General features: G+C 44.9%; 27 protein-coding genes. 9 read left to right on the top strand and 18 right to left on the bottom strand.

Features of this window, described 5'->3' with window-relative positions:
* The first annotated feature begins 36 nt into the window (after positions 1–36).
* Positions 37–1,218 carry a benzoate/H(+) symporter BenE family transporter gene (locus QZZ54_RS07470; RefSeq protein WP_290700998.1) on the top strand — a complete coding sequence of 394 codons (1,182 nt, stop codon included), beginning with the start codon at positions 37–39 and terminating at the stop codon, positions 1,216–1,218.
* Positions 1,219–1,227: 9 nt separating this feature from the next.
* Here the strand turns inward: QZZ54_RS07470 and rarD are convergent, their stop codons facing one another.
* The 13 genes from rarD to QZZ54_RS07405 form a co-directional block, all read right to left on the bottom strand.
* Complete coding sequence (rarD, locus tag QZZ54_RS07465) at positions 1,228–2,115, bottom strand: EamA family transporter RarD (protein ID WP_290700995.1); 888 nt, start codon at positions 2,113–2,115, stop codon at positions 1,228–1,230.
* A gap of 225 nt (positions 2,116–2,340) precedes the next feature.
* On the bottom strand, positions 2,341–3,126 hold the full coding sequence (locus QZZ54_RS07460; protein WP_290700992.1) for a 1,6-dihydroxycyclohexa-2,4-diene-1-carboxylate dehydrogenase: 786 nt from the start codon (positions 3,124–3,126) through the stop codon (positions 2,341–2,343).
* A 10-nt stretch (positions 3,127–3,136) separates the two neighbouring features.
* Complete coding sequence (benC, locus tag QZZ54_RS07455) at positions 3,137–4,138, bottom strand: benzoate 1,2-dioxygenase electron transfer component BenC (RefSeq protein ID WP_290700989.1); 1,002 nt, start codon at positions 4,136–4,138, stop codon at positions 3,137–3,139.
* A 44-nt stretch (positions 4,139–4,182) separates the two neighbouring features.
* The gene (gene benB, locus QZZ54_RS07450) at positions 4,183–4,677 is read right to left on the bottom strand and encodes a benzoate 1,2-dioxygenase small subunit (protein ID WP_366645271.1); all 495 of its coding nucleotides are present in this window, start codon (positions 4,675–4,677) and stop codon (positions 4,183–4,185) included.
* Positions 4,677–6,011: a benzoate 1,2-dioxygenase large subunit gene (gene benA, locus QZZ54_RS07445; RefSeq protein WP_290700985.1), complete on the bottom strand. Its 1,335-nt coding sequence runs from the start codon at positions 6,009–6,011 to the stop codon at positions 4,677–4,679. The genes benB and benA overlap by 1 nt, the downstream gene beginning before the upstream one ends.
* A 206-nt stretch (positions 6,012–6,217) precedes the next feature.
* On the bottom strand, positions 6,218–7,003 hold the full coding sequence (dmpE, locus tag QZZ54_RS07440) for a 2-oxopent-4-enoate hydratase (RefSeq protein WP_290700982.1): 786 nt from the start codon (positions 7,001–7,003) through the stop codon (positions 6,218–6,220).
* Between the two features lie 24 nt (positions 7,004–7,027).
* Entirely contained in the window at positions 7,028–8,488 is a 1,461-nt protein-coding gene (locus tag QZZ54_RS07435) for a 2-hydroxymuconic semialdehyde dehydrogenase (protein WP_290700979.1), read from the bottom strand.
* A 74-nt stretch (positions 8,489–8,562) separates the two neighbouring features.
* Positions 8,563–9,486, bottom strand: coding sequence for a catechol 2,3-dioxygenase (locus tag QZZ54_RS07430; protein ID WP_290700976.1), 924 nt, complete (start codon positions 9,484–9,486; stop codon positions 8,563–8,565).
* A gap of 39 nt (positions 9,487–9,525) precedes the next feature.
* A complete protein-coding gene (locus tag QZZ54_RS07425) occupies positions 9,526–9,810 on the bottom strand; it encodes a 2Fe-2S iron-sulfur cluster binding domain-containing protein (protein ID WP_290700973.1) in 285 nt (94 codons plus the stop codon).
* Positions 9,811–9,833: 23 nt separating this feature from the next.
* Positions 9,834–10,025 carry a 2-hydroxymuconate tautomerase gene (locus QZZ54_RS07420; RefSeq protein ID WP_290700970.1) on the bottom strand — a complete coding sequence of 64 codons (192 nt, stop codon included), beginning with the start codon at positions 10,023–10,025 and terminating at the stop codon, positions 9,834–9,836.
* 23 nt (positions 10,026–10,048) lie between these two features.
* Positions 10,049–10,855 (bottom strand): 2-oxo-3-hexenedioate decarboxylase, encoded by an 807-nt coding sequence (dmpH, locus tag QZZ54_RS07415; protein ID WP_290700967.1) that lies wholly within the window; start codon positions 10,853–10,855, stop codon positions 10,049–10,051.
* A complete protein-coding gene (gene dmpG / locus QZZ54_RS07410) occupies positions 10,855–11,883 on the bottom strand; it encodes a 4-hydroxy-2-oxovalerate aldolase (protein WP_290700964.1) in 1,029 nt (342 codons plus the stop codon). The genes dmpH and dmpG overlap by 1 nt, the downstream gene beginning before the upstream one ends.
* A complete protein-coding gene (locus tag QZZ54_RS07405; RefSeq protein ID WP_290700961.1) occupies positions 11,884–12,810 on the bottom strand; it encodes an acetaldehyde dehydrogenase (acetylating) in 927 nt (308 codons plus the stop codon).
* A gap of 300 nt (positions 12,811–13,110) precedes the next feature.
* On the opposite strand from QZZ54_RS07405, the gene QZZ54_RS07400 reads away from it, so the two are divergent.
* From QZZ54_RS07400 to QZZ54_RS07375, 6 genes are all read left to right on the top strand, one after another.
* A complete protein-coding gene (locus QZZ54_RS07400; protein ID WP_290700958.1) occupies positions 13,111–14,298 on the top strand; it encodes an ABC transporter substrate-binding protein in 1,188 nt (395 codons plus the stop codon).
* A 57-nt stretch (positions 14,299–14,355) separates the two neighbouring features.
* Positions 14,356–15,219, top strand: coding sequence for a branched-chain amino acid ABC transporter permease (locus tag QZZ54_RS07395; RefSeq protein WP_290700955.1), 864 nt, complete (start codon positions 14,356–14,358; stop codon positions 15,217–15,219).
* A gap of 10 nt (positions 15,220–15,229) precedes the next feature.
* Entirely contained in the window at positions 15,230–16,201 is a 972-nt protein-coding gene (locus QZZ54_RS07390) for a branched-chain amino acid ABC transporter permease (RefSeq protein ID WP_290700952.1), read from the top strand.
* A complete protein-coding gene (locus QZZ54_RS07385) occupies positions 16,194–16,952 on the top strand; it encodes an ABC transporter ATP-binding protein (RefSeq protein WP_290700950.1) in 759 nt (252 codons plus the stop codon). Before QZZ54_RS07390 ends, QZZ54_RS07385 begins: the two co-directional genes overlap by 8 nt.
* Before the next feature lie 2 nt (positions 16,953–16,954).
* On the top strand, positions 16,955–17,665 hold the full coding sequence (locus QZZ54_RS07380; protein ID WP_290700947.1) for an ABC transporter ATP-binding protein: 711 nt from the start codon (positions 16,955–16,957) through the stop codon (positions 17,663–17,665).
* A gap of 61 nt (positions 17,666–17,726) precedes the next feature.
* Positions 17,727–18,530: an IclR family transcriptional regulator gene (locus QZZ54_RS07375; RefSeq protein ID WP_290700943.1), complete on the top strand. Its 804-nt coding sequence runs from the start codon at positions 17,727–17,729 to the stop codon at positions 18,528–18,530.
* A 69-nt stretch (positions 18,531–18,599) separates the two neighbouring features.
* On the opposite strand, the gene QZZ54_RS07370 is transcribed toward QZZ54_RS07375, so the two are convergent.
* From QZZ54_RS07370 to QZZ54_RS07360, 3 genes are all read right to left on the bottom strand, one after another.
* Entirely contained in the window at positions 18,600–19,556 is a 957-nt protein-coding gene (locus tag QZZ54_RS07370) for an AraC family transcriptional regulator (RefSeq protein ID WP_290700940.1), read from the bottom strand.
* 514 nt (positions 19,557–20,070) lie between these two features.
* Entirely contained in the window at positions 20,071–20,298 is a 228-nt protein-coding gene (locus QZZ54_RS07365) for a hypothetical protein (protein WP_290700937.1), read from the bottom strand.
* Positions 20,299–20,743: 445 nt separating this feature from the next.
* On the bottom strand, positions 20,744–21,511 hold the full coding sequence (locus QZZ54_RS07360; protein WP_290700934.1) for a hypothetical protein: 768 nt from the start codon (positions 21,509–21,511) through the stop codon (positions 20,744–20,746).
* 75 nt (positions 21,512–21,586) lie between these two features.
* Here QZZ54_RS07360 and QZZ54_RS07355 point away from each other — a divergent pair, with 75 nt between their 5' ends.
* Positions 21,587–21,808 (top strand): helix-turn-helix transcriptional regulator, encoded by a 222-nt coding sequence (locus QZZ54_RS07355; protein WP_290700931.1) that lies wholly within the window; start codon positions 21,587–21,589, stop codon positions 21,806–21,808.
* A gap of 77 nt (positions 21,809–21,885) precedes the next feature.
* Entirely contained in the window at positions 21,886–22,827 is a 942-nt protein-coding gene (locus tag QZZ54_RS07350; protein ID WP_290700928.1) for a hypothetical protein, read from the top strand.
* Between the two features lie 571 nt (positions 22,828–23,398).
* Here the strand turns inward: QZZ54_RS07350 and QZZ54_RS07345 are convergent.
* Together QZZ54_RS07345 and QZZ54_RS07340 are read right to left on the bottom strand one after the other, a co-directional pair.
* A complete protein-coding gene (locus tag QZZ54_RS07345) occupies positions 23,399–24,325 on the bottom strand; it encodes a hypothetical protein (RefSeq protein ID WP_290700925.1) in 927 nt (308 codons plus the stop codon).
* Positions 24,322–26,238, bottom strand: coding sequence for a site-specific integrase (locus tag QZZ54_RS07340; RefSeq protein ID WP_290700922.1), 1,917 nt, complete (start codon positions 26,236–26,238; stop codon positions 24,322–24,324). Before QZZ54_RS07340 ends, QZZ54_RS07345 begins: the two co-directional genes overlap by 4 nt.
* Positions 26,239–26,272: the final 34 nt, after the last annotated feature.

The following is a 26,272-nucleotide window of genomic DNA, read 5'->3' as shown; positions in this document are numbered from 1 at the left end:
TAAACAATAATGAATTGAATCGGGATAGCTAGTCTCATGCACAAAGACCTCTCATTATCAGCGATCACTGCAGGCTTACTGGCTGTACTTATCTCTTACTCAGGCCCACTGGTGATTTTTTATCAGGCGGCACAGAGCGCAAATGTCAGCAATGATATGATGGCATCCTGGGTCTGGGCCATCTCCATCGGCGCAGCACTCTCTGGTATATTCCTAAGTATCTGGTTCAAAGCCCCCATTATTACTGCCTGGTCAGCCCCCGGCACAGCACTGCTAATCACACTATTTCCTGAGCTCTCTTTGAATGAAGCCGTGGGGGCCTACATCACTGCGGCGGCTATTCTCATATTCATCGGTTTTTCTGGTTACTTCGACCGCATCATGAGCGCCATCCCCAAGGGGATTGCACATGCAATGCTGGCCGGAATTCTTTTTCAATTCGGGATTAAAGCGTTTCTGGCAATTCAGTTTATGCCTGAGCTCAGTATCCTGATGATAAGCAGCTATCTAATTTTCAGACGTTTGCTGCCAAAATACTGCCTTCTTCTACTGCTTATATCCGGCCTTTTAGGTGCTATTATCTTGGGAGAAACCAACCTGCAATCTGTTCAGTTAAGCTTTACAACACCGATATTTATATCTCCAGAGTTCAGTTTCAGCGCCACCCTCAGCCTTGCCGTGCCACTGGTAATTGTCAGCCTAAGTGGCCAGTTCCTGCCCGGTTTTGCTATCCTGAAAGCCTCCGGATTCAATACTCCTGCCCGACCTATTTTCCTCTGTACCGGCGCCATATCTCTGATAACAGCACTCTTCGGGGGCATTACTACCGTGATTGCAGCCATTACTGCGGCACTCTGTACCGGAAAAGATGCCCACCCTGATCCATCCAAACGATATATTGCTGGTATATCTAACGGTGCGTTCTATCTTATCGGTGCCACTTTTTCAGGCACCATCATTGCGCTGTTAGCTGCGTTGCCAGAGCATTTTGTTGCGGTATTAGCTGGGCTGGCATTGCTTGGTGCAATCTCCAGTAATCTTCTTGGTGCAGCACAGGAAACTTCTCACTTCGAAGCCTCTCTGATAACCTTCGTAGTAACGGCGTCAGGGATGAGTTATCTCGGAATAGGGGCCGCTTTCTGGGGCGTTATCATCGGCCTGATAAGCTACTTCGTTCTATACCAGAAACCAGATATGAAGCAATGGTTTAAGTTCTGATAGCCTCAATCAGCTGATTCTGGATTGCCGATACTTTCTCACCGAATCGATACTGAGTATTAAAAGAGCAAGCCAGATTAAGCCAAAAGTGGCCATCTTTTCAGGCTGTATTGGTTCGTCATATACCAGAACGGCCAGAAGAAACATGCAACTGGGAGATATGTACTGAAAAAAGCCCAGAGACGAAAGACTTATTCGATTCGCCGCAGTCGCAAAACAGATGAGAGGAATCATTGTCACTGGACCTGCCGCCAGCAATAGAGAGTTAGTCCAAAGATTATTATCCAAGAGATTACTGGACGGGGTAGTGCTCCACAGTAGGTATCCGATAGCCACAGGCAACATCAGACCTGTCTCCATCGCCATACCGCTGAAGCTATCAACGCCAAGTTTTTTACGAACCAAACCATAGATCGCAAAGCTGCTGGCAAGCAGCAATGCGATCCAGGGAAGACGGCCAAACTGAACGACCTCCAATATAACGGCAAAGATGCAAAGAGCGGTAGCAACGGCCCTCACCCGATCCAAACGTTCACGAAAGAACAACATGCCCAGCAGGATATTGATCAGTGGATTAATGTAATAACCTAAGCTCGCATCGAGTATATGGTTACTGTTGACGGACCAGATATACAACCCCCAATTAAAACCAATCAGCGTGGTTGAAAGCAGCAACGCCCAACGGGTCGCCTTTGACCTTAACGCTATCATCAGCGCTTCACGTTTATTTAATAGCAGGATAATTATGATGGTCAGCAGGAAGGACCAGATAATGCGATGTGACAATATTTCAGTTGCAGGAATACTTTGTAACTGTTTAAAATAAACCGGTAACACGCCCCAAATAAAGTAAGCAGTTACCGCAAAAAAAGCCCCGTTAGTCGTCGGTTTATTCAAGAAATACTCACTTATAAATCAATCGATTCGGGAGCTATTTTTAATTTAGCTTTACAAAGCGTAGTGATACGTCAGGTTCAGTGATACACAAAGGGATCAAACCCTATGGGTTGGGAAGGAAGCCTCTCGTTAAACAACTTGACCGCTTTTTCTAGACCGTCTGACAATATCAATAGAAGATAATTTAGAAATTAAGTACGGATATAAATACCGTACTCTTTACTATCAACCCTGGTCACCGCCTCCCACAGGCAAAATAGTTCCGGTGATGTAAGAAGCCTGATCAGACGCTAGAAAAAGAATCGCGTTAGCCTGTTCGCTGGGTTCGCTGTAACGGCCTAAAACGGTTGAATCAATGGTCTGATCAACAATCTGCTGGTACCACACTTTTTCGTCATCGGTCATCGGCTGGCTATTTCTTGGGATTTTTCGCTCGCCAACATTTGTTCCTCCTGGCGCCACAGCGTTTACACGGATGCCGCGTTCACCATTTTCCCAAGCAAGACAAGCCGTCAGGGCATTCACGCCACCTTTGGCAGCAGCATAAGGGACACGATTGAGCCCTTTAGTCGCTATTGACGAAACATTAACGATCGAGCCAGCGCTTGCCTTCTGCATAAAGGGCAACACAGCATGACAACACCAAAGCGTTGGAAACAGTGACCGTCGGATCTCAGTTTCCACCTGTTCCTCTTCATAATGTTCATATGGCTTAGCCCAGATAGTACCGCCCACATTATTTATCAATGTATCGATACGACCAAACTTAGCCGCTGCAGCATCCATTACTTTGCAACAATCCGCATACAGCTCAAGATTAGCTAAAACTACCAGCGGTTCTAAAAAGCCTTGTTTAACAATCTCACTGGCGACCTCTTCCACCAGTGGTGAAAAATCGACGAGTACAAGTTGACCCCCTTCATCGGCGACTCTTAACGCTACTTCCTTTCCAATTCCCTGCGCAGCACCGGTGACAACAACAACCTTTTCATCAAAACGACGAGTAGACATATGCATGACCTCAGGAAAATTTTTCGTAGTGAAAGCTAGCTGGGATGATCCCTTTATCTGTGAAGTAATGGTTAACCGCATCAACCATCGGCGGAGGACCACAGAGATAGATATCTACATCCCCATCGTTTAGGTGCACGGCGTCGATGTAGTGTGTGACATACCCTTTAGTGGGATGTGTACTTTCTTCACTAGCAACACAGGTTGCATAGCTGAACAATGGCAGTGCATTAGCTAAGCGGTCCAGGCGATCGATCTCAACCAGATCAATATCATTGGTAACGCCATAAATAAGATGCACCGGATGTTTGAGACCTTCACACTCAAGCTTTTCTAGCATCGCCGTAAATGGTGCAAGACCGGTACCTCCAGCCAAGAATAGAACAGGGCGATTCATATCACGCAGATAGAAGCTCCCAAATGGACCGGTAATCTCCAAAGGTTCGCCGACCTGAGCAATATCACGTATATAGCTGCTCATTTTGCCATCGGGAATAACCCTGATCAGAAAGGAGACTTCATTCTCTGCACTCACTAATGAACTGAAAGAGTACGCACGGGTTTCATCGCTACCCGGTACTTTTATATTTACGTACTGACCCGGCAAAAAATGCAGTTTGGCCAGCTTTTTATCTTTAACCGAAAAGCCGATAGCGGTATCAGAGTGGCGGTTAAGAGATGACAATTCTACAGCGTAGGTCTCGTTACCCGTCTTACATAACTTAGAAGACACCGGTATTGAAACAACACAATCCGAGGTTGGCACCATGCGACAGGTGAGTACCTGTCCCTGTTGCTCCTCTTCCGGAGACAGTGCATCTTCAATGAAATCTTCCAGAGTATATTTACCGGATTCAGCGTGGCACTTACATGTGCCACAAGCTCCATCCCGGCAGTCCAAAGGAATATTTACACGCTGACGATACGCCGCATCAGCAATCAGTTCACCCTCGTTGCACTCAATAAAACGAGTCACACCGTCTTCAAAGTTTAATGCTATTTTATAAGACATAATCGATCCCAGTCCCCGAAATTCTGGGGACCTTATTGTTATTATTAAAGATGATAGATATCGACCACATGATGGATATAGTCATTTTTCAGTACGACTTTTTTCGCTTTGATCTTCGGACGATCACTAGATGTATCCAGGGTATAAAAGCTGGTACCGAAGTAAGTGTAGACATGCTCATAACGATATGCGTAATTAACCCAATTGAATCGAATTTTACACTGTTCATCAGAGGCTTCGATAATTTCAATGTTATTCAAGTTGTGAGAGGTCCGCGGTTGAGGCAGGCTGGAAGCACTGGATTTATCTGTATTTATCCTGAATACTCGATCTTCCAGACCACTGCGTGACGCATAATACATAAGTGAAATCTCTGTCTGTGGATCGTCAGTCAGCTCACCTGTGTCATCCCAGGCTGGCACCCAGTAGCTTGCATCCTCTGCATACATCTCCAGCCAGCTATCCCAATCCTTATCATCGAGATACCGTGTCTCTTCAAACAAAAACTGATTTACGCGCTCAATTGAAATAGCCATGATTATTTCTCCTCCTGTTCAGCAGCCTTTTTCATCACATCAACCCAGTAGCGATGCTGAACGGTATATAAACCCTCATCTTCGGTTTTAGCACCACTCATAATTGGATTCATACCGAGTTTTTTCGCCTCTTCATCAGGCCCCTTAATCCAGTGCTCTGAACCACGACACATATCATTCCATTCAAGATTTGACGCCATAAAGCCTTTCTGGCATGAGCGAAACTCTTCCAGATCATCCGGGGTTGCCATACCACTGGCATTGAAGAAATCTTCATACTGACGAATACGTTGAGCACGTGCTTCGGCACCTTCACCCTTAGGGGCGATGCAGTAGATGGTAACTTCAGTTGTATTAACATCGATAGGACGGAACTGACGAATCTGAGAACTGAATTGATCCATCAAAAACACATTCGGATAGAGGCATAGATTACGCAGATTGCCGATCATCCAGTCAGCTCTCGCTTCTCCGCTACTCGCGACAAGCTCTTCTCGGCGCTGATAGATTGGACGATCTTTAGGGTTTGGCCATTCCATCCATAAACAGATATGACCATGATCAAAGGCGTAAAAACCACCTTTCTGCTTCGCCCAAGTGCTAGCATCCATCGCTTTGGTTTTGTCTGTTTCTTTATCCCGACGACCCGTTGTTGCAACATAGTTCCAGTGAACTGCACTCACGTGGTAACCATCAGCTCCGTTCTCAGCCTGAAGTTTCCAGTTGCCGTCATATACGTAAGTAGAACTTCCGCGCAGCACTTCCAGACCTTCCGGTGACTGATCAACAATCATGTCGATAATATTGGCCGCTTCCCCAAGATGCTCTTCCAACGGCAATACATCATCACTCAGGCTGCCAAATAGAAAGCCCTTATAATTAGCAAAACGCGGCACCTGTTTCAGATTATGCGAGCCTTCGCAGTTGAATGAATCCGGATAACCAGCATCATCAGGATCTTTAACTTTCAGCAGCTTTCCATCATTGTTGAAAACCCAACCATGGAATGGGCAGGTATGGGCAGCGCGGTTGCCTTTTTTAGTTCGACACAACATTGCACCACGGTGACTACAGGCATTGATAAATGCTTGAAGCTCGTTGTCTTTGTTGCGGGTAATGAAGATCGGCTGACGCCCCATGGTATAGGTGAAGAAATCATTCTTATTCGGAATCTGGCTCTCATGGGCAAGATAGATCCAATTACCCTCAAAGATATGTTTCATTTCATGTTCGAATAGCTCTGGATCAGTAAACATATCCCGTCTGCAACGATAGATACCCTTTTCGTGATCCTCTTCCATCATCGAATCAACTTTATTAAATAGTTCCTGGTTCATGGGGCACACCTCTATTGTTTTATTAAAAGATAACCAACATAGAGCTTACCCAATATCCGGTTTATGCCGACCTATATCCTTTTTATGCATGTTGATTCAGAAACTGGCTATTAAACCCCTATAAACAAAAAAGGCCTCCAATTGGAGGCCAACACATCGAGCAAAGATGTAGTGAAAATGGTACTCAGAACATCACGTAATATATCCTAAGTAAAGAGTACTGATGCTGAACCGATGCCACCAATAGACACTCTCATAAAATCTCCAGCCTGAACTGGTTCCAGCGGCACTAACGAGCCAGACAGAATCACTTCTCCCGCTTTAAGAGGGATACCAAATTCACCCAGCTTATTCGCCAACCAGACAACACAGTTAACCGGACTACCTAAGGCTGCAGCACCTGCGCCGGTGGAGATGATCTCACCGTTTTTTTCAACCACCATGCCGCAGGTGCTCAGATCTACCTTACGTGGATCTACCGCTTGGTCTCCCAGAACAAATAGGCCGCAGGAGGCATTGTCTGCCACTGTGTCTTCGATTTTAATCTGCCAGTTATCAATTCTGGAATCCACCACTTCAAAACAAGGCATCACACAATCGGTAGCAGCCAATACATCTGCAGCAGTGATCCCAGGGCCCAACAGGTCTTTTTTCAGAATAAAAGCGATCTCACCTTCTGCTTTCGGCTGTATCAATCTCTCGGAGATCGGTACCTCCTGACCCTGACTGAACACCATACCGTCGGTCAGATAACCAAAGTCTGGCTGATTAACTTTAAGCATATTCTGCACCGCTTTAGACGTCAGGCCGATCTTTTTACCGATGATTCGCTCACCGGCATCAATTCGACGTTGCAACAGCTGCAGTGATATATGATAGGAATCTTCAATACTAATGTCGTCAAAGCGTGACGTCAGCGGCGGTACCTGTTGCCGCTGACACAGCGCCTGGTAGAGTTCATCACCCAATAGTTTTATCTGTTCTTTTTTCATCACTTTTCTCTATTCAGTCAGGCCTTATAACTTAATGCAGACATTTTTAAGTTCCGTATAAAACTCCAGTCCGTGCACTCCACCTTCTCGGCCTATACCCGACTCTTTAGCACCACCAAAAGCGGTTCGCAGATCGCGCAGGAACCAGCTATTTACCCAGGCGATACCTACCTCCATCGCTTCGGCAACACGGGAAGCCCGGGCAGAGTTCTCAGTCCAGATAGCCGCAGCCAGACCGTACTTAGTATCGTTAGCCAGCTCAATTACTTCGTCCTCGCTATCAAACGGACGGATGTGACAACAGGGGCCAAAGATCTCTTCCTTCACTACCCGAGCATCATCTGACAAACCGGTCCAGATAGTAGGTTCAACCCAGGCACCCGCATTCAACGCTGCACCCATCTCCGGGACTCCGCCACCGGTCACTACTCTGGCACCCTCCTCTACTGCCAGACGGTAGTATGAGAGGACTTTCTCTTTATGCTCCTGACTCACCAGTGGACCAAAATCCACACTGGGGTCTTCAGGCTCTCCTAACTTCAGCTTTTCAACTTCCGTTTTCAGGCGCTCAACAAAAGCTTCAAATATTGGTCGTTCAACATAAACACGTTCGGTTCCCAAACAGACCTGACCACAGTTCACAAACGCGGAACGCATAGTACCTTCGATCGCTTTCTCTATATCACAATCAGCAAAAACGATACTCGGGTTTTTACCACCACATTCCAGGGAGATATTTCGCAGACCAACAGAGGCTGCCCGCATAATCACTTCGCCCGTACTAGTCTCACCGGTAAAAGTAATGGCGTTTACATCCGGATGAGCGGTCAGGAAAGCCCCGGCAGAATCTGCACCAAAGCCGTGAACCACGTTATACACACCTTCTGGCACACCACATTCATTCATCACTTCACCCAGCAGAGTCGCAGTGGCAGGTGTCTCTTCAGAAGGTTTAACTACTACGGTATTACCACAGGCCAGTGCAGGACCGACTTTCCAGGTCATTAGCAACAATGGCAGGTTCCAGGGGCTGATCACAGCGATTACCCCTTTCGGTGTACGATGACCATAATTAAATGCCCCACGACCATCGGGGGTATCCAGTTTAAATGCTTCGGTCGGGTGATTCGCTAACGTTTCTGAAAACGCTTTAAAGTTTGCAGCTCCACGGGGAATATCGATATGAGAGGCTATTTTGTGTGGCTTACCGGTATCTTTACACTCTGCATCCAAAAACTCATCAAATCGCTCATTTATACGATTGGCTACTTTATCCAGCAGCACAATACGCTGCACCTGAGTCATCTTGCCCCAGGGACCTTTCATTGCGGCTTTAGCTGCGGCAACCGCTGCCGCCACTTCAGGCTCACCGGCTTCATGCACCATACCCAGCAGACTATTATCTACCGGATTTCGGTTCTCAAACCGGTTACCACTCTCGGTTGCAACAAATTTGCCGTTAATAAAATTCTTAAATTCTTTCATTCTAAAGCCTCAAGGGAGATAACAATTACCACATGAGAGTACCGCCCGATGCGTACATCAGGCAGCATTCCTAATCAGGTCAGAACACTCAGAAAACGCTCGTTAAGCACCCGATCATGGTAGAAAATCGCTTTGCCCAGGTCTTCTGCTTTCCAGGTCACCGGTGGGTGGTCCGGATAGTGATAATCACCACCACAGAACACTTCATTGCGGTTACCGGATGGATCGAAGAAGTAGATCGTCTGTCCATGGGTCAGACCATGACGAGTCGGTCCGATATCGATAGAGGTGTCCGTCATCGAGATAAGATCCCCCGCCCGCAATACCTGCTCCCAGCTATCAAGGAAAAATGAGGCATGGTGGAATTTACCCGGTTCCGGACAGTCGATGAAAGCGACATCATGGGCTTTCATACTGGCGGTGAGAAACGCTGCTATGCGGTTGCCTTCCGGATCAACAACCTGTTCTGCCAGATCAAAGCCAAGTACATCCCGGAACAGCTGATAGGTTGCTTCCACATTGGGGCCATACAGCAAACAGTGATCAAAACGGGTGGCTTTCATCCCCTTCAACCCCCGCGGCCAAGCTTCAGGGTTAACATTAGAAAGCCCCCATTTACCGGTCTGTTCCTTTTCAGCATAAAGCTCAAAGCTGTGGCCGGTAGGCGCGACAAAACGAATACGTCGCCCACATCCCTTAAGTTCTCCAGATGAGATCTGTTCAACATCACAACCATAAGCTGTCAAATCACTTTCTAGTTGAGACAAAACCTCATTATTCAGCACTTTAAAGCCCATAAAGTCCATGCCCGGCTCGTCGGCTTTGCGCAGTACAACTGAAAACTTATCAACTTCAGTCCAGCCTTTCAGATATACCCGCCCCTGCGTATCACGGTCCATCTCAATCAGACCTAGCAAATCGCGATAGTGCTCTAGAGCTTCCTCCAGATCCAACACCCGAATCTGTACATGACCGGGACGCATTACACCTTTTTTCATTTTGGTAATCCTCTATTGTTATTTTTAATTAGACTTTACCTACCGCTTAACAAGCTCGATACACATATCACTGAGCGGATAAACCCGGCAAGCCAGCACATAACCATCTGCTGCCTGAGCATCGCAGATATGCGCTTTACTCATACACTTACTGCTATAGTCACCTTCGACAACTCTTACTTTACATACACCGCAACCACCACCACGGCAGCCAACGGGTATCAGATTACTCAGACATTTTTCAGAGCCTACCAGCACGCTATCACCGGTGGAGATCTGAAAGCTCTGCCGCGTCGGGCTGCTCTCTACAGTAATGGTGAACATCAACTTAATCCTGAGTCATAGCCTTAACGTCCGCGAGACTTTGCTGACTGCCCGCCGATCCCCCAGTTCTGTGATGGCATATCATTCAGCAGTACCCGCACTGATTCCCGGGGCGCGCTAATAGCGCGATGCACGGCTTCTGTGATCTCATGAATCAGCAGTTCTTTCTGTTCATCCGTACGACCTTCCATCAAGTTAACTTGAATAATTGGCATCGCTTTTTCCTCATTCGTATCATTTATACAAAGCGGCCGCTGATGGTGCCCAAATCCTGATAGCGAACACAGAAGGAATCACCCTTATTAACCTGTACCGCAGCAGTGATCGCGCCGATCATAATAAAGGAGCCTGCTGGCAGTTCTTCACCACGCTCACCCAGCATATTAGCCAGCATCGCAACCGATGCCGCAGGATGACCCAGAACGGCAGCACCAGCACCGGTCTGTACCACTTCACCGTTGATCTCCATCACCACCCCCAGAGTCTTAAGATCCAGGTCTTCCGGTTTAGCCATAGTGCCGCCGGCGATAAAGCGGGTAGAAGAGGAGTTATCAGCAATCACGGATTTCAGATCAAATTTGAAATCTTTATAGCGAGAATCGATTACCTCGACCGCTGGCATTACAAAATCGGTAGCTCGCAGAACATCTCCAATATGGATTCCAGGACCTTTTAGCGGTGCTTTAGTGACGAATGCCAGCTCCGCTTCAATCTTCGGATGGATCAGCTCATCATGCTTAATCTCACCGCCATCCGGCACTGAAAAATAGTCTGCCAGAAAACCGTAGCAAGGATGCTCTACACCCATCTGTGCCATTTTTGCCCAGGAGGTCAGCCCCATCTTCATGCCAACGATTTTATGACCACGCTCTTCTTTACGACGACGAATTTCCCACTGGATATCGAAGGCGTCTTTATAAGTCATCTCCGGAAAATCATTGGTAATTTTAGTCACTTCATACGCTTCAAGTTCAGCCGTTTCCAGATGAATTGCCAGCTCTTCGATCTGTGACTGTGTTAACTTATTACCTTGTAATTCAGCCATTAGATTAGCCCCTTTTCTTTGGCCATTGTCAGCGCCAGATCTTCTATCATATCTTCTTGCCCACCCACGGTTCCGCGGTGGCCCAGTTCTACTAAAATGTCACGTGCCTGAATGCCATACTTCGCTTCCGCCCGTTTCGCAAACAGAAGGAATGACGAGTACACACCGGCGTAGCCCAGTGTCAGCGCATCACGGTCGACACGGATCGGCTGATCCATCATCGGTACCACAAGATCTTCAGCAACATCCATAATCTTGTACAGATCAATACCGTGGTCCGCTTCCAGTCGTACCAGTGTGGCAACCAGCACTTCAAGAGGCGTATTACCCGCACCGGCACCTAAGCCCGCAACCGAACCATCAATACGGATTGCACCGGCATCAATCGCGGCCAGAGAGTTGGCAACCGCCATTCCCATATTGTGGTGACCATGGAAACCGATCTCCGTGTTGGGGTTCAGCTCTGCCCGCAACAGACCGATCTTTTCAGTCACTTCATCCGGTAGCATGTAACCGGCGGAATCTGTGCAGTAGATGCAGTTCGCTCCGTAAGATTCCATCAGCCTAGCTTGCTCGACAATCTTTTCCGGGGTGGCCATATGCGACATCATCAGGAAGCCAACGGTATCCATCTCTAGCTTTGCAGCCAAACCGATATGCTGTTCAGTGACATCCGCTTCGGTACAGTGAGCAGCAACACGAATAGTGTTCACACCCAGATCTTTCGCCATACGCAGATGATCAACCGTTCCGATCCCCGGCAGCAATAGTGCAGAGACCTTGGCATTTTTCATCTTCGGAATCACAGCACTGAGATATTCTTCATCGCTATGCGCAGGAAAACCGTAGTTAACCGAGGTGCCACCTAAGCCATCACCGTGGGTGACTTCGATCAGTGGCATTCCCGCTTCATCAAGGCCTGTTGCCACAGCAACCATCTGATCCAGAGAGATCTGGTGACGCTTCGCATGCATACCATCACGCAGGCTCATGTCGTGGAGTACTACTTTTTTACCTTTAATATTCATCTATATTTCCTCCACTGATCCGCGCGCTGGCAGAGTGATGTTGCCGTTGTTAGCTTCTTCAGCAAACATCTCAGCGGTACGCAGACCAGCCGCTGTCATGATGTCTAGGTTGCCAGAGTACTTAGGCAGGTAATCACCCAGACCTTCCACTTCCATAAACATGGAAACCCGGTTGCCATCAAACACAGGGCCGTTTACCAGACGGTAACCGGGCACATATTTTTGCACCTCTTTTACCATCGCAAGAACAGAGGCAGTAATGGCTGCCTGATCCGGCTGACCTTTAGTCAGGCAGTGAACCGTGTCACGCATCAACAGTGGTGGCTCAGCAGGGTTAATAATGATGATCGCTTTACCTTTCTCAGCGCCGCCTACTTTTTCGACTGCGCTGGCAGTGGTGCGGGTAAACTCATCGATATTCTTACGAGTACCTGGGCCCGCAGATTTAGAAGAAACGGTAGCGATAATCTCACCATACTCTACCGGTTGAACACTGGAGACAGCAGCAACCATCGGGATAGTCGCCTGACCACCGCAAGTCACCATGTTGACGTTCATCTCCAGCTCTTTCGCATGCTGCACCAGATTAACCGGCGGTACACAGAAAGGACCGATCGCCGCTGGCGTCAGGTCGATCATAATGACGCCCAGTTCATTCAGCTTGCGGCTGTTCTCCGCATGAACATAAGCCGAGGTCGCATCAAAAGCGATACGGATATCATCTTCAATGATGTGGGGTAGCAAACCATCAACGCCTTCAGCGGTGGTTTTAATACCCATCTCACGGGCCCGCGTAAGGCCATCGGATGCAGAGTCGATACCCACCATCCAGACTGGTTCAATCCACTCTGAACGTTTCATTTTCATCAGCAGATCGGTACCGATATTACCCGGGCCAATAATCACCGCTTTAAGTTTTTTATTCATATCACCCTATCCCAAATAGTCGACACTCAACATCCGCTCTCACCCTTAATAAGCTGTGATGCCAGACTAAAAAAACCTGATCATACAGATCAGAAAATAGACCATGAGCGTCACAGCAGATTCACTATCTCTGTCTGTCACTATAAAAAAAATCCGCTTAACGAATCTTTCTATCCGTTTACTGCAGTGGACTGAACGGACTGCGCTAGATGGACAAAGCTTGCAATCAACGGCTATTAGGATTGCCTGTTCGGACATAGGCTAAATCTGTCTTAATCTTCTAATAACGAGAAATTAGTGATGAACAATAAAAAGAAAGCCTTTCAATCAGTTCTACCTGCCACCGTTGCTGCATGCCTTATCTCAATGAGCAGCAGTGCCTATGCCGCCGATAATAGTGATCCAATTAAAGTCGGTGTCATGCTCCCATTCAGTGGCGTTTATGCCGGACTGGGTGAATCAACCCGCAACGGTCTAAAGCAAGCACTCAAAGAACAGGGCAATACCATCGCTGGCCGGCCAGTTGAATTTATTGAGATGGATACCGAAGCTAAACCAGCAAGAGCCCCTGAAATTACATCATCACTGGTCGATAATCAGCATGCCGACTTTGTGGTTGGCCCGGTACATTCGGGTGTTGCAATGGGTATGATCAAAAGCATCAAAGGTAAAGACTCGATCATGATCATTCCAAACGCAGGCGCTAACGCTGCGACTGGAGCATTCTGTCAGCCAAATGTATTCCGTACATCTTTCTCCTCGTGGCAAACCGCCTTCCCTATGGGTAAAGAAGCCTATGATATGGGGTATAAAAAGATTGTAACCATGAGTTGGAACTACGGCTTTGGTAAAGAGTCACTGGCTGCGTTTAACGAATCCTTTACCGCTGCCGGCGGAGAAGTGGTTAAGAAGATGCTGGTTCCTTTTCCCAAAACAGAGTTCCAGTCATATCTGACCGAAATTGCTTCCATTAAACCCGATGCGGTATTCGTCTTTTTTGCGGGAGGTGGTGCCGTCAAATTCGTTAAAGATTACGATGCGATGGGTCTGAAAGGCAAGATCCCTCTATTGGGGTCCGGTTTCCTGACAGAGGGGACCACCAAAGCGCAAGGCCCGGCATCCGAAGGGGTCATAACCACTCTGCACTACGCTGATACTCTTGATATCGAAAAAAACACAAGCTTCCGCCAGCAATACGAAGCTCTCTACGGTAAACCAGCTGATCTGTTTGCGGTACAGGGTTATGACGCTGGCCAACTAATCGCTGCAGCCGTAACTGCAACTGAGGGAAACACCTCTGACAAAGCAGCTCTGATCAAGCAGATGGAGCAACTTGAAATTGATAGCCCACGTGGTGCATTTCACTTTTCAAAAGCTCACAACCCGATTCAAACAATCTATCTTCGTAAAGTTGTGAACGGTCAAAACACTGTAATTAAAACAGCGCTCGAAAATCTGGAAGACCCTGCTCGCGGCTGCAAGCTGTAATTTTTTTATCAGGACCTCTGCGGAGGTCCTTCTCAGGATTACTTTTAAGGTAATACTATGGACACTTCTCTTTTCCTCGTACAGCTCCTCAACGGAGTACAGTACGGGCTGCTGTTATTTCTGATAGCGTCAGGACTCACACTGGTGTTTGGTGTAATGGGTATTCTTAATCTGGCTCATGGCTCCATGTACATGATTGGAGCATACCTGGCTTATTACTTCACAACGCTCACCGGTAGTTTTTTTCTGGCGTTCATTATTAGTGGCTCAATTGCCCTACTGATCGGTATCGTCATAGAGCGATTTTTGATTATTCACCTATACAAACGAGATCATCTAGACCAAGTACTTCTGACAGTGGGACTAATCTTTATATTCAACTCGATTCAAAGCTTCGTGTGGGGTAATGATCCGCTCGGTGTCGAAGTACCAGCCCTTCTCTCCGGCTCAATAAAACTCACAGATATTATTGAATATCCTATTTATCGTTTGTTTATATCGGCCCTCTGTATTGTTGTTGCTGTATCCATGTATTTGACCATCAACAAGACCAAACTAGGCATGATGATACGTGCTGGCGAATCTGATCGTGCAATGGTAGAAAATCTCGGTGTTGATATCAGCAAACTATTCACCATCGTTTTTGCGATAGGCGTATTTCTCGCTTCACTGGCTGGGATTGTCTCCGCTCCCATCGTCAGCCTGGTTCCAGGCATGGGTGAACACGTACTGATCTCATGCTTTGTTGTGGTTGTTATCGGTGGTCTTGGTTCGATAAAGGGAGCTTTTGTCGCAGCGTTAATTGTGGGGATCGTAGATACCTATTCTTCGGTTCTTCTGCCTCAGATTTCCAGTATGTCGATCTACCTGCTTATGGCACTGATCCTTCTAGTCAAGCCTCAGGGCTTGTTCAAAAACTGAGGATTTAACTATGTCAATTTTCTCAAATAAATCTGAAAAGATTTTTATATATCTGTTTTTCGTAATCGGATTGTTTATACCTCTATTCTTGGAGGGGAACACCTTTTATATAAACAAATTATCAACCATTATTATCTTGGCGATTTTCGTAATGTCGCTTGATTACCTGGTCGGACGTACGGGACTGATCACCTTAGGCCATGCTATGTTTTATGGACTAGGAGGTTATATATTCACCATTCTCGCCCCTGAATATGAAGCGGTTAACTTCTGGATTTATACTTTCTACGTCATGCTAATCAGTGGCTTTATTGCGCTTATCGTCGGTCTGATTGTCCTGCGAACCAGTGGCATCTATATGATTATGATCACCTTGGCTCTGGCGCAAATGACCTTTTATTTCTTTGCCGATTCAGTTGAGTACGGAGGCCAGGATGGTTTGTTTATTTACGTCAAACCGGAAACCAGTATTTTCGGACTGAGCTTTCTGGATCTGGAAAATGAAACACATTTTTACTACCTCTGTCTGCTGTCACTCTTTAATTGCTTCGCGTTCTTTAAAGTCATCATGAACTCATCATTTGGGCGGGTTGTTGATGCACTTAAAGAAAACCCAGATCGGGCGACTGCACTGGGTTACAACATATTCCATTTTCGCTTAATCGCCTATGTTCTGGCCTCATCTCTAGCAGCCTATGCAGGCTATCTGTTTGCCCTGCAGTTCGGCTTTGTTAACCCTGGCATGATGTCCTGGGACATATCGGCTACCGCTCTGGTGATGGCTCTTATGGGTGGCTTGGGGTCTATTTATGGCGCCATTATTGGTAGTTTCGTTTATGAAGGTTTGCACTACTACATCGAACACCTGACGGAGTATTGGATGTTCTTTATGGGCTCACTGATTATTATCCTGGTTTTAACCTTGAAAAAAGGTTTTGCCGGATTCCTAAACGACCTGAGCGGAGGTAAAGGCAATGAGTAATACAATTCTTGAAGCCGAGAACCTCTGTAAATTCTGGGGCGGTCTCAAAGCGTTAAACGAGCTGAATATCAAATTCGCTGATAAGCAATTACACAGTATTGTTGGTCCTAATGGCGCGGGTAAAAGCACCCTGCTCAACACTCTGTGTGGGGCCTACCCAGCGACCAGCGGTGTTATTCTGTATCAAGGTAAGTCGATTACCAATCTTAAGGCTTACGAGTTTTGTCGCGCTGGTATTGGTAGAAGTTTTCAAAAAACCAATATTTTCCATGATGCGACTTGCCTGGAAAACTGCTGCATCGCTGCACAACAACGAATAGGAGGTAGTTTTAACCTATTCAGAAATCGTTCTACCAACAAAAGTATCACAGAGATCGCAAACTCTGCACTTAAACAAGTAGGCTTAAACGGACGGGCAGATACCAAAGCTGCAGAAGTCAGTTATGGCGAACAGCGCCAGCTTGAAATTGCCATGGTGTTAGCCACTGATCCTAAGGTATTACTACTTGATGAACCTATGGCTGGCATGGGTCACGAAGAATCACAAATTATTATTAGCCTGTTAAAAGAGCTGAAAAAGCACTACTGCATTGTCCTTGTTGAGCACGATATGGATGCTGTTTTCGAGCTATCTGACTTGATGACTGTGATGGTTGATGGGCAGCACTTAATAACCGATACCGTTGAAAATATCCGTAACAATCCCCTTGTTCAGGATGCTTATCTCGGAAACGATGACGAGGTATTTTAACCATGAGCAATATTCTTGAGGTTCACGGTCTGCAAACACTGTATGGCGCAAGCCATATCCTCCACGGTGTATCATTTGATATAAAAGCGGGCGAAACGGTTAGCATCATGGGTCGAAATGGGATGGGGAAGTCTACCACCCTTAAATCGATCTTGGGAATCGCGCCGCCACGCAGTGGCTCGGTCATTTACAAAGGGGAAGATATAACCCGCTTACCTACCTGGAAACGGATGCGGCAGGATATCGCGTATGTTCCAGAAGGTCGCGGGATGTTCCATAATCTAACAGTGAAAGAACACCTTCTAATGGCTGCACGCAAGAACTCCAGAGGCGAAGCTAACTGGACCTATGACCAGGTACTGGAGGTATTTCCCCGACTGATAGAGCGCCTTACGAATAAGGGAACCCAACTATCTGGAGGTGAACAGCAGATGCTGGCGATAGGTCGTGCTCTATTAACCAATCCGGATTTACTTATTCTTGATGAAGCAACGGAAGGGCTAGCACCTTTAATTCGTAAAGAAATCTGGCAGGTAATCCGAAAGATTAAAGACTCCGGTGTCTCAACCATCATCGTTGATAAAAACATTAAAGTCCTTAATGAACTCTGCGAAATGCATATTCTTATCGTAAAAGGAAAAGTTGTGTTTAACGGCGACTCTGAAACACTCAATGAAAACAAAGAGTTCATTGAACAAAGTCTGGCAGTCTAATAGGATAACAGGAGGTCCACCACAAAATAGCGGCCTCCTGCTATAAGAAAATGAGCACTGTATGATCGATACTAATATTACAATACAAAAAGATCAGAAACAGGGTATCAACTCATTAGAACTGGGTTTGAAAATCCTAGAACATATCTCTGAATATGGAAAACCCATTACCTTAAAGGCGCTGGCTGAACTTGCAGAGATGTCGCCCAGCAGACTACACAAATATCTAGTCAGCCTGGTTAAATTAGGCTATATCAGCCAGAAAAGTGACTCAAAATATTCACTTTCAACCAGCAGCTTAAAAATCGGTGTTACAGCGCTGCGTCTGATCGATCCGATTCAGATAGCGTTCGAACAGGCAGAAAAGCTACACCAGGAATATGACCGAACCATAACCGTTGCGATCTGGAACGGAAACTACCCCCTGGTTATTAAATGGCTCGATTCCAGTAGATCAGTCAACGTTAACATTCGGCTTGGCTCACAACTTTCCCCCTTTACCTCAGCATCAGGGCGTATTTTTCTAGCCTTTTTACCTGAACAGAGACGAAAAGACATCCTCGATGCATTCTTCTCATCCCCACCTGCTCTTCCACGACTCAACGGTCAGCCATTAAATAAAGAGCGTTTTATATCTTTGCTTGAAGAGATCAAAAAGGAGAAAATATGTCGCTTTCAACAGGACTACCTTCCCGATATTAATGTCGTCAGCGCTCCGATTTTTGATGCTGATAATAATATAAGCTCAATCATAAACTTACTCGGTCAAACCAGCGATACTCCGGTCAAAAAGGGCAGCGTTTATGAACAGGCAATACTTAACGCCTGCCAGTCTGCAACACAAAAGTTAAGAGGCTACTCTTAAACAGATAAAATTTAGGCGCCCAAGGCGCCTAATAGGTAAAGTCAAGTCATTAATAGCAGATTTCCTAAGTTAATGGCTTCTTTTTTTAAGCGTTGCAGAAGGTAGCTCACCAAACATTTTACGGTATTCACTTGAGAAACGTCCCAGGTGCATAAAACCAAAATCTAACGCAACCTCTGTCACATTTCGACAACCACCCTCGCTATCCTGCAACATTTTATGAACATGCATCAGCTTCTGCTGTTTTATATAGTGCATCGGCGTAACTGACTTATGTCGGGCGAATATATTATAGAGTGTACGCTGGCTCACCCTACTCAGAATCGCTAAATCATCAACCGATAAATCATCTTTAATATGGTCCTTTATGTAACTATCGATTGCAGAAAAGCACTGAGGAGCCTGCTGCTCACACGGAAGCTGGATATTATTTGAAAAACAGTCTAGCAGTTTAACTGCTAGCAGACTGCTATAAGGAGCGAGCTTGGAAAAGTCTGATTGAAAAGCTTCCGCTTCCATAAAAATCAGCTCCAGTAGATGGATCAGAGATCGGTAGTCAGATGTTTTGCGAACTGCATGATCGAACTTTACACCCTCCTTCGGAAGATAGGCAACCTTATCTGAAAGCGCAGATATCATTACGCTTTTGGGGATTTTAACTATAACTTTCTCACAATCTGCAGAGTAATTCAGGTCTACCTTATCATGCGGATTAAGTAACAAAACTTCACCAGCACTAGCTCTTAGAGCTTTATCTCCCAGGCTCCAGTCGCATACTCCACGGGTCACTATCTGTAGATGGTAGATATCTTCAAGGTCAGCGGACTGAACTCTGACGTTACCACCATAAGTTAACCGTGAAAGCGCTACATCGGAAAAATCACGATGCCAAATTGATGCTTTTTGATCGCATTCACCCTTAACAGATATCCTATGAGGTCCTATATGCTTATTGACGTAATCGGAAATAGTTTGTGGGTCTTGCGCCTTGTATATAGCACTCGATTTCAGTATTTCATTAAACATCACAGACACTTCAATATTTATTATTTGTAAACTAATTTACATATAATGAATTGAATAGTCAATTTTTGATGTAATTTACCTTCGTAGCGCTCTTTGATACCTCTAATTTAAAGCTTCAACTGCAAATCAACCAACTTTTTATAGACATACTTGCACCCAACCTTTTACCCATACTTGCCATTGCAAGTATGGGGGTGTTCGGCAGGTACTGACGATGGAATCCCCCGTAGCGACGAAGGAGCGGAGAGGGGTGAGAACCCCTGCCCTTAATGGAAATGACTGTGGAAAGAGTCAAGCTGGAACGGAAAAATTACGCAGTAATTTTGAGTAGAGCTTGACGCTTGGAGCAGTTATTGGAATGACAGGCGCATCTTGAAAAGATGTTGATTGAGTGCAAAAAATTTATCGTAGTAAATCGCCCCTTTAAGTCATTCTGTCTAACTGTCATGCTTTCTTAAGCAGACATATTCTACTCTGTAAATATTTAGCCATACCTAGACTCAGCACTCCTTCCCTAGCGGTCATACATCGCATCTTCCCACGCTTCTGCCGCAGCACACTGGTTAGCCATTGCCTCAACGGAAAACCCTCGTGCTTCCAAGACACGCTTAGCTTCAGACAACCCTTCATCAGGAGGTGATACGATACGAATAACATCACCTTGAAAGCTGACAATACGATCAATGACATACACCGGCCCACGATCATTAAGCCTTTTGAAAAAATGTAATGTGACTGGCATCGTACTACTCCTTAATTTTCATTTAGGCATGAGTAAACGAGTTAATATAATGGGCAAAGCACAGCACTAATTCATCATGATTCGTCCATAGATTTGGTGCCGAAAAATGACTTTTTCATTCTTTAATTCAGCTACCCGTATTATTGCTTTACCTGCCTAAAAATCACAGTTTTCGGCTGGCTCAAAGCAAAGAAGCCAAGCCCTTCAACGGACATACGCTATTTAGAGTTATAGCATACTATTCTGGAGATCAAAGCCCATCAGGCAGCTAGTCTGCATGGCAGAGCCAGGACATAAGCGTGTTGGATTCTCTTCAATAATCATCCCTGTCATGAACATAGGTATCACCCATGGGTAACTAGGTCTCAGTTCTTGACCGTCAATGAAATTAGTGACTATATGTAAAGTCCAGCATTCCAAAACATCCGTAATGAAACCCTCACACTCACCACTCTTTCCCCTTGATTTGCTTATTTCCCCAATATGAAAAAGGCCATGGAAGAATCGCTTCTAAAGCCCAGTCACTTAGCCCCAACAAGTCGACAAAAAAGAGATGCGACAGCATGCTGTTTGGCGTACATTTTTCGACAACACCTAGACGGACACGCCCCTCCTCTTTCATGGCCTGGATGCTTTTTATTGCTAGATTAATAAGAACATCAAATGAAATGTATTCGTATCCAGAATATTTCAATATTCCCAAAGCATTTTTAATTCCAAGAACTATTTTCCCGATAGTCAGATCATTACTAATATCGTCCAAAACAGAATAAGACGGGTATATTTCTTCAAGGTGTATACCGCAGATCCCTGCGTGATATCGGGCTGAGTTCCATAGCTCTGAAATCACCAGCTCAGTGTATGTACCATGGGTTACAACACAACACTCATAGCCCTTCCATTTCAATGATTTCCAAACCTCTTTACGCTCAGCCAAGATTAGCGAGTTCAGGCCTAAATTATCATGTGTTAGCCGCACAACGCCATCTACATCGCCCCGCTCAAAAAAGTCAGCATCATATGGTGGCATCTCAATTAGCTCTCGATCTCGGAGCCTATCAAGAAGCTCCATGCCTAAAAAAGGCTTGGGGACTATCTGTATCCCAAGGAGTTTAGATAACGCTACCTCCTCGCTTTCTTCATTTTCAAATACAGTCCTTATTAGAACTTCGTCAAGCAAATCAATAACTGAAGTTTTATTTCTATTCATCATAACCTCACAAAATGGTACTTATAAGACGTGTACTTAAAGATACCATAAGATCATCGTATGGCAAGGAGGCTATACATGAAAGATGACTTAATTCTTAAAAGCATTGGCGATAGAATTCGCCAGAAAAGAAAAGAGCAGGGATTCACACAAGAAGCATTCGCATTGATCGCAGGCTTTGAAAGAGCCTACTACGGTAGGGTTGAACGAGGGATACAAAACCTTACTATTTTGAATTTATATAAGATATCAAAAGCTTTGAAATGCACACCAGACGAGCTCATTAAAAATATTCCATAGATAACACACACCTAGTCTATACTCCTTACAACTGCTCATGGATGAGCAAAATCAATCAGTTATCAAGGATGATATAGATGAACGAAGATACTCAAAATCGATGCCGCAGCATCGCAGCGCACTTTTATAAGACCCGCATTAACGGTATTCCTACCGGAAAGAGAGTCTCAGATGCACTGAAGCATTGCGCTTCAGAGTATCGGCCTGACTACTGGCGCTCTCTTAGAATAGCATTAGCTTTTGTGGCAAAGGAGGACGGATTTTACAAAGCATCAGACCATATTGCTGCAACTAAAAACCCAATCACATCCGATGCAGGTCGGCGCTCTGAAATTAAGAAAAAACAGAACCGACAAAAATCTGTAAATCGGGCTGATGAAAAGCAGCTTCTGGATTACCTGCTTGATAATAAAGAGGGAGTGACGTTTGCAGCCGTTACGCTTGTCAGTTATCTCGGCTGCCGTCCTGCTGAATTAAAGAGCCTTGTCTTTCTGGATGATCAGACAATCCTGATTCCTTCAGCTAAGCAGACAGCGAATGATGATCGAGGTCTCGATCGAATTGTGTTCATTGAAAGAAAATCCCTTTTTAATAGTCTGAAAAAAAGTCATGATATTTTCACTAAAGCGCCCTATACAGACCCAACACGCTATGTTCAGCGAAGATTAGATACACTAACCCAACGTCTTTGGCCTCAAAGAAAAGTCCGCCCTTCTCTTTATTCATGGCGCCACCAAATGGGTTCTGACCTCAAAGCCAGCGATATGAATTCAGCAGAGATTGCCGCCATCATGGGCCACAGGTCTATAGAGAGTATTAATGTATACGGTAACCGCCGAAGCGCTAGAAGCTCACGAAGCTATCTCACACCGACACGCGAAATAGTGAAGCATGTAGAAAGAATCAACAAGCATCGCCTCCAAAGTAGATCGCCCAAAAGAACAACTTTTGGGGGGCTCACTGTCGAAATACAGAAAAGGCTTGGCTTAGCCAAATATCACAACCCCAAAACACCTTAAATATGGCCAACCTTTGGTGGTATATTTCTCTTGGTTCGTCTGCTTATGAACCCACAGTTCATAGAAGCACACTCAGAAAAGCACAAATACTGTATTGCACCCCCCCCCCCATAGCTGAATTCACGTATAGCTAACTAACGAGAATAACAATTACCGATAGTTTGTTACTACCGAATTTAAAGTCTAATCTCAGCCTAAATACCTGATTACAAATCATACAATGAACTCAGAGCCTTTAGATCCTTACATCTAAAGTATCCGTATTCATCTTACGAACATGGTTATCCACAGGAATTGGGGGCAACTCTAGATGCTGTGATATCACTATGTAGGCTGTGACTGCCATTCAATCACCTGCTCCAGTAAAATATCTTTACCTTCAATATGAGGCTAGTAGATCAATATTAAAAATTTACGACGATCTAAGAAGCGCGTACAGGGTGCGAGACAGCCGAAAGGCGGCTACATAACTGAAAGTAAAGAAATTTTGGTAGAAATTAGTAACTCCCCCAAACACTGATACGATCATCACGAAAGCCCACTTTGTTTGCCACGTTTCTATATCAAGTATTTAAAGAAGAAACGGATAATCAAACCACTTCATTAATACAGAAGCATGTCGTTCAGGCAATGAAATTCCACCACGCTCATACAATGAGCACACATGAAGCCCAACATCGATGGATACATTTTGCTTCTGAAGCATGTAAAAGAACCATGCCAGTGAATATCCCGCAGCTTTATCAAAGGCAGCCAATTTCCTCAAAAGCTCTTGACCACAAGCAGATGGATTAGTATCCAATTGAACTTCGACACTTTCCCCAATCGGTAAAAAATACATCATTATAAAATGCTGATCACCATCGACAGCTTCAGTAAAATTAGCTTTCCAATGACCAAAACAGTTCGTCTTACCCTCGTTCAACTCTGACCAATACTCAAACCAACACTGTAGATAGGTTGCTTTCTGGAGACCTGCAGCATATCGCTGTTTTGAAAGGCCTTCACTACGGCAGTACTCTTCCTCCTCAGCGGTCATATTCTCTACAACATATCTCTCCAACATTAGCTCATGTTCTAGCTCACTTCCTATTTGAACTTTAGAGTGCAGCTCATACCTGCGATTTTGATACGAGCTAGAACTTAACTGCCTGTCTCTTCTTAGTTGTTGCAACGAAATATTTATTGAATCAGATAAGTCTCTTAATAAAAGACCTTCAGTATTAACATTCTTTTCTTCAGGAATGTCTTCTATAACCAACTGATAATAATCAGTTTCTTTCTCCCCCACCTTTACAGCAAAGTAATGCAAAAAAGATGTATTTATCTTTTTCCCTGAGCCATCAAACAAACCAGAAGACTCTACATGGGTATGAAAAACAGAGCTTTCAGGAAAAGCTAATGCGATAACAAGCTTTAGCTCTTCATGATTTATACAAACATTACAATGCTCAATTAAGTAGGCTAAGCTCCTTTCATCAAAGACATAAGTCATCACTGCCCCTCCTTCAAACCGGATTGGGTTTGGGCAAATAATATTCCTGATCTTCGATTAGACCTAGGCTTTATAGATGCGGCAAATCTTTCAAAATCTCCGAATCTAATTTCTGACAGCATGGCTTCAAGTTGAGGTGAATACTGAATGGCATCAATAGCCTTTTTCATTACTTCTAACCAGTACCCTTCCCCGTAGTCATCATTTACTGTCTCTCCTTCATGTCCTAAAATAGCTGTTCGCAATGACTTCCCTACACCAGCATTTCTCAACATATCTGTAACTGTGTGCCTAAAACTGTGAAATACTTTCTTATCTCGCTCAGCACCTAGCCTTTCAGTGATATAGCCTGGACGAGCTGATTCCCCATTAAACCAACGCCCAATTACTCGCCCCCAACGAGAGGATTCTTCCCAATGCATACCCTCAAATAATCGTTCATTTCTGTGATCAACTGACTGCTCCTTTCTCTTACAAACAAAATCCATAAAACCCATTTCAATTAATTTTGTATGTATAGGCAGCTTACGTTCAGAGTTCTCAGTCTTTAGTACTTGATCTGGATGCTCATCAGTAATAATAAAACGAGGAATCTCAGTTACCTTCCCTTGCCATTCCACCGGCGCAGAGCTGATATCAGAAATCATTAGCTGGCAAATTTCATTAATCCGCGCACCAGTATACAAAGCGATCAAAGGGACCCAGAAATGAGCAGGCAACAACTTTCTCTTGTTACCTGTATAACTTCCACCATAAATATAGCCGCTAAAAAGTCGAATCAGGTCTTTATCTTGAAAAACTTTCCGCTTATTTTTTTTCTGCTTACCGCCGACGACTCCCCGGAGACTTCTAGACTTCTGAGGCGCATTAAAATCAATACTAGCGGCCACATCGTGCTTGATATAGCCTGAAGAAGTAGCATGCTTGAACACGCTTTTCAGTACTTCAAAATAGCCTTTTGCTGTTTTCAGGCATATTCGCTTCAGTGATTCATCGTTTAGAAGCTCGGAAATAGGAATATTTTCACGCTTTCCCACAAATCTACGATCAGGATATTCTTGGAGTTTCTTTTTAACGTCAACGATTGATAAAGTGGATAGACTTGTGACTGGAGTGCTTTCACCAAACAATTCAGCTAATACACGTAATTGGGACATGTATTTGGTACATGTACTCGGATTGTCCCATCGCCCTTCTTTTTTCCGTTCTTGAATATAGTCATCGATCAACTCTTTTACGATCATTGGTGAGCGTTCATGCTGCGCCTTTCCATGATCTATCGAATTGTTGACTAACTGTTCAGAAGCATCGGCATTATCTTCATCGACATGAGTCGAGCCCTCTACACCCTCTAAAGTAACTTCAGATTGTGTTTCACGAGAGAAGGTATGAGATCGTTGAGGAAGTAATTGGTTAAGGTCTTCTTGAGCAAATTTTTGCTCATAAAAGTTCCGCCTAGCCAATAACATGGCAAGCGCCTCAACCTCGTCTGTCCTATTTCCGTCGAAAATAGTAAGACCACCATCAGGATGACGGTGTTGTAGTAATTTTAACATAGCTAAATCTCCATTTTTGTCTAAGGAGATGTCCCTATCTTTGCAGCTATGCAAATTTGATAAACTCGAAGGCTTATCTAAAACGCTGTGTGCTATATTTTGCACACATAAGGCAAGACCTTGCCCAACGTCTGAATAATTATCATAAAGACGCACAGAATATTTTTCAAGTAAGAAATTGATTTTATTCAGACTGTTGTAAACTTTTCGCCTTGCAGTTGCTCTATCCTTTGTATGAAGCGACAATCGAGTTTCACGCCCTAAATCGGGAATTCGTTCTCGAAGGGCTTTGGGCCAAAGCAAGCGAAGGTAATATGTGCCTGAAGATGTACGGTAAGTATGAGGAATGCGAGTGGGCATGGTGAAACCTCTCAACTGTCAGAGTTAAGTGTCA

The organism is Amphritea sp. (genome assembly GCF_016744155.1).
In the GTDB taxonomy this organism is placed as follows: domain Bacteria; phylum Pseudomonadota; class Gammaproteobacteria; order Pseudomonadales; family Balneatricaceae; genus Amphritea.
This window is presented reverse-complemented; position numbering and strand designations above follow the sequence as displayed.